This is a genomic window from Nonomuraea sp. MG754425, from assembly GCF_021699195.1.
In the GTDB taxonomy this organism is placed as follows: Bacteria; Actinomycetota; Actinomycetes; order Streptosporangiales; family Streptosporangiaceae; genus Nonomuraea.
Map to the genome: position 1 here is coordinate 1 of NZ_SSXE01000371.1, position 3,150 is coordinate 3,150.

The 3,150-nt window shown below is 67.8% G+C and carries 6 protein-coding genes; 2 read left to right on the top strand and 4 right to left on the bottom strand.

The window, feature by feature from the left end; genetic code table 11:
* Positions 1 to 147 precede the first annotated feature (147 nt).
* Complete coding sequence (locus tag FAF44_RS52550; protein ID WP_237111012.1) at positions 148 to 471, top strand: hypothetical protein; 324 nt, start codon at positions 148 to 150, stop codon at positions 469 to 471.
* A gap of 70 nt (positions 472 to 541) precedes the next feature.
* Here the strand turns inward: FAF44_RS52550 and FAF44_RS52555 are convergent, their stop codons facing one another.
* From FAF44_RS52555 to FAF44_RS52570, 4 genes are all read right to left on the bottom strand, one after another.
* Positions 542 to 811, bottom strand: coding sequence for a GlsB/YeaQ/YmgE family stress response membrane protein (locus tag FAF44_RS52555; protein ID WP_237111013.1), 270 nt, complete (start codon positions 809 to 811; stop codon positions 542 to 544).
* Between the two features lie 98 nt (positions 812 to 909).
* Positions 910 to 1,209, bottom strand: coding sequence for a GlsB/YeaQ/YmgE family stress response membrane protein (locus FAF44_RS52560; protein ID WP_237111014.1), 300 nt, complete (start codon positions 1,207 to 1,209; stop codon positions 910 to 912).
* Between the two features lie 184 nt (positions 1,210 to 1,393).
* Positions 1,394 to 1,864, bottom strand: a complete 471-nt coding sequence (gene ispF / locus FAF44_RS52565; RefSeq protein WP_237111015.1) for a 2-C-methyl-D-erythritol 2,4-cyclodiphosphate synthase — start codon at positions 1,862 to 1,864, stop codon at positions 1,394 to 1,396.
* A gap of 17 nt (positions 1,865 to 1,881) precedes the next feature.
* Complete coding sequence (locus tag FAF44_RS52570; RefSeq protein ID WP_043624891.1) at positions 1,882 to 2,364, bottom strand: CarD family transcriptional regulator; 483 nt, start codon at positions 2,362 to 2,364, stop codon at positions 1,882 to 1,884.
* 261 nt (positions 2,365 to 2,625) lie between these two features.
* Between FAF44_RS52570 and FAF44_RS52575 the strand changes: the two genes are divergently transcribed.
* The coding region (locus FAF44_RS52575) for a copper chaperone PCu(A)C (protein WP_237111016.1) at positions 2,626 to 3,150 on the top strand (525 nt) is incomplete at its 3' end.

Genomic DNA, 3,150 nt, shown 5'->3' on the forward strand with positions numbered 1-3,150 from the left:
CCCGCACCCCCACCCGTCCTCCCGGAGCCGACACAAGCGACACATCCGACACAAGCGACACAGCCGACGCAGCCGACGCAGCCGCCCGCCCCGGTCTCCGACCCGGACCCCGACCCGATTCCCGAGACACCCCCGATCTCGGCGCAGGTGTCCGAGTGGCCGGCCCAGGTAAAAGAAGAAGAACCGGACCCCGAGCCGGTGACCCGCCCCGTCCGCTGGGGCGACCGCGTCAAGCCGAGCGACGTCCTCGTCCACCCCCGCCACGGCGAGGAAGGGGACGACAGGGACGCCGACACCCAGCCGCACCCGGTCTACGACGAAGAGACGCCCGACCCCGCCCACGGCCCGGAGGCCGCCGACGAGGACGAGCGGAACGACGGCGAGGACACCGCCCCGCACCCGGTGGTCCACGGCGACACCCCGGCCCCGTCGGGCCGCCTGCGCAGCACCCCGCGCCCGCCCGAGAGCTGAGACACGCCAAAGGCCCGCCCGGGAGGAGGGTTCCCGGGCGGGCCGCTGTATCCCGCCGTGAGCCGGGCCGTCAGGTCCGGCTACCGCGCTTCAGTCCGGCGACCAGGCCGACGCCCACCATGGCGAGCACCACCTGCATCACCAGCTCGATCCAGTCGATGCCGGGGGTCGTCGCGACGCCCAGCACCTGGGCGAGCAGCGTGCCCAGGAGAGCGGCCACGATGCCGACGACGATGGTGAGGATCCACCCGATGGCCTGCCTGCCGGGAAGCAGCAGACGACCGATTGCGCCGATGACGGCGCCGATCACGATGGCGCCGAGGATGGACTCGATGGTCATGACATGAAACCTCCCCGTGAGGGTGAGCGGTTCATCCTCACGGGGAGCTTGGCTACCCGATCTACGGCGTTTATGCACCGCCGTTACGAAGAGCGAGGTCAGGTGGTTGGTCGGCCCGAACGGCCACCGCCACGCCCGACACGCCCGATGCCCAGGCGGGTCACGACCAGCACGCCGACGATGGCCAGGACGAGCTGGAGCAGATGCTCGAGCCAGTTGATCCCCCTCGTGTTGCCCCAGCCGAAGGCGTGCGCGAGCAGCGTGCCGATCAGGGCGGCCACGATACCCACGACGAGGGTCAGGCCGATGGACATGTTCTGCCGGCCTGGCACCAGCAGCCTGGCCAGGGCGCCGACGATGGCGCCGATGACTATGGCGGAAATAATCGCGCCGATCATGTGGAGCTCCCCCCGAAACGTTCACATGTCTGGGGGGACATATACCCTTTGATCAGGCAAACTATCCAAGAGAGAAGGCGGCGGCCCGTACCGCGCCAGTGACGAACCGCCGCCTTCGGACTGGGCGGGCCAGGCGGCCCGCCGGAGGACACCCTCACGCGTCCCTACATAGGACGCGAGTGCCTCAGGAAAGGTTGACCACGAGAGCCGTCGCGATGGCCGCCACGCCTTCTCCACGGCCGGTAAGGCCCAGCCCGTCGGTGGTGGTGGCGGAGACGCTGACCGGCGCTCCCACGGCGGCGCTGAGCGCCTTCTCGGCCTCTTCGCGGCGCGGCGCCAGCTTGGGCCGGTTGCCGACCACCTGGACCGCCACGTTGCCGATCTCGAAACCGGCCGCGCGCACCTGCCGGGCGGTCTCCTCCAGCAGGGCGACACCCGAGGCGCCCGCCCAGCGCGGATCGGCCGTGCCGAACAACCGTCCGAGATCACCCATGCCGGCCGCGGACAGCAGCGCGTCGCAGGCGGCGTGTGCGGCGGCGTCGCCGTCGGAGTGGCCCTGAAGCCCGATCTCACCCGGCCAGCTCAGGCCCGCGAGGTTGAGCCGGCGTCCTGAGTCATCCGATGCGAACGGGTGGACGTCGACTCCGACGCCCACCCGCGGAAGTTGTGTGTTCAGGAGTTGAGGACCTCGTCGAGAAGGGCCTCAGCCTTGTCCTCGTTGGTCTTCTCCGCCAGAGCCAGCTCGCTGACCAGAATCTGACGTGCCTTGGCGAGCATGCGCTTCTCGCCGGCGGACAGGCCGCGCTCGCGGTCTCTGCGCCACAGGTCCCGAACCACCTCGGCGACCTTGTTGACATCGCCGGAGGCGAGCTTCTCGAGATTGGCCTTGTAGCGACGAGACCAGTTGGTCGGCTCCTCGGTGTGCGGCATCCGAAGGACGTCGAAAACCCGCTCAAGGCCTTCCTGGCCGACAACATCGCGCACACCGACGAGTTCTGCGTTTTCGGCTGGCACCTGGACCGTAAGGTCGCCCTTGTCGACCTTGAGCACCAGGTAGGTCTTTTCCTCACCCTTGATGGATCGCTTCGTGATTGCTTCGATCCGAGCAGCCCCATGGTGGGGGTAGACGACAGTGTCGCCGACCTGGAAAGTCATGTGACAAGTACCCCTTCCGCTGTACTCCAGGGTACCACGCATCCACAGCCTCCCGGAACAGTGAAATCATCATAACTGCAGGTCAAGGCCGCATATTGGGGCTTGACAACCGCTCAACTCTATGAATCGCATTTGTGGACATAGCGAATGACCTGCGGGGGTGTGGATATGACCTTGCATTGGGGTGGATATGGTGGGCGCTGCACTACACGCACGCGCGACACCTGCGCAGAACCAAGCAGAACCAAGGAGTACCCGCCCGTGACCAGCCGTCGCTGGATTGCCGTAGCCGCCGCGTTCTTGGCAGCCCCCGCGCTCGCGGGCTGCGCGGCCGGATTCGATGCCACCACCAACAAGCCGTACGCACCCAACGAGGCACAAGTACTGATCGATAACGGCGCTTACGGCAAGAGCGGCATTCACATCCCGCAGGCGTTCATCCTCGGGCCAGACTCGGGGGCGCAGCTCGCCTGGCGCGGCTCCGCCCCGATCTACCTGAACATCCTCAACACCGCCGGCGCCGCGGACACGCTCCAGGCCGTCTCCGCCGGCGGCATGGGCACGGTGAAGGTAACGGCCCCGATCCAGCTCCCGAGCAACCAGCTCGTCAACACCGGCAAGCCCGCGCCGCAGATCATGCTCGAGGCGATCCCCAAGAGCCTCAGGGGCGGCGAGAGCATCAAACTGGACCTCCAGTTCGCCAACGCCGGGGTCCTGTCCATGAACGTGCCTGTGGTCACGCGCAGCCGCGAGTACATGGAGTACCCCCCGGCCCCGAACGCCATC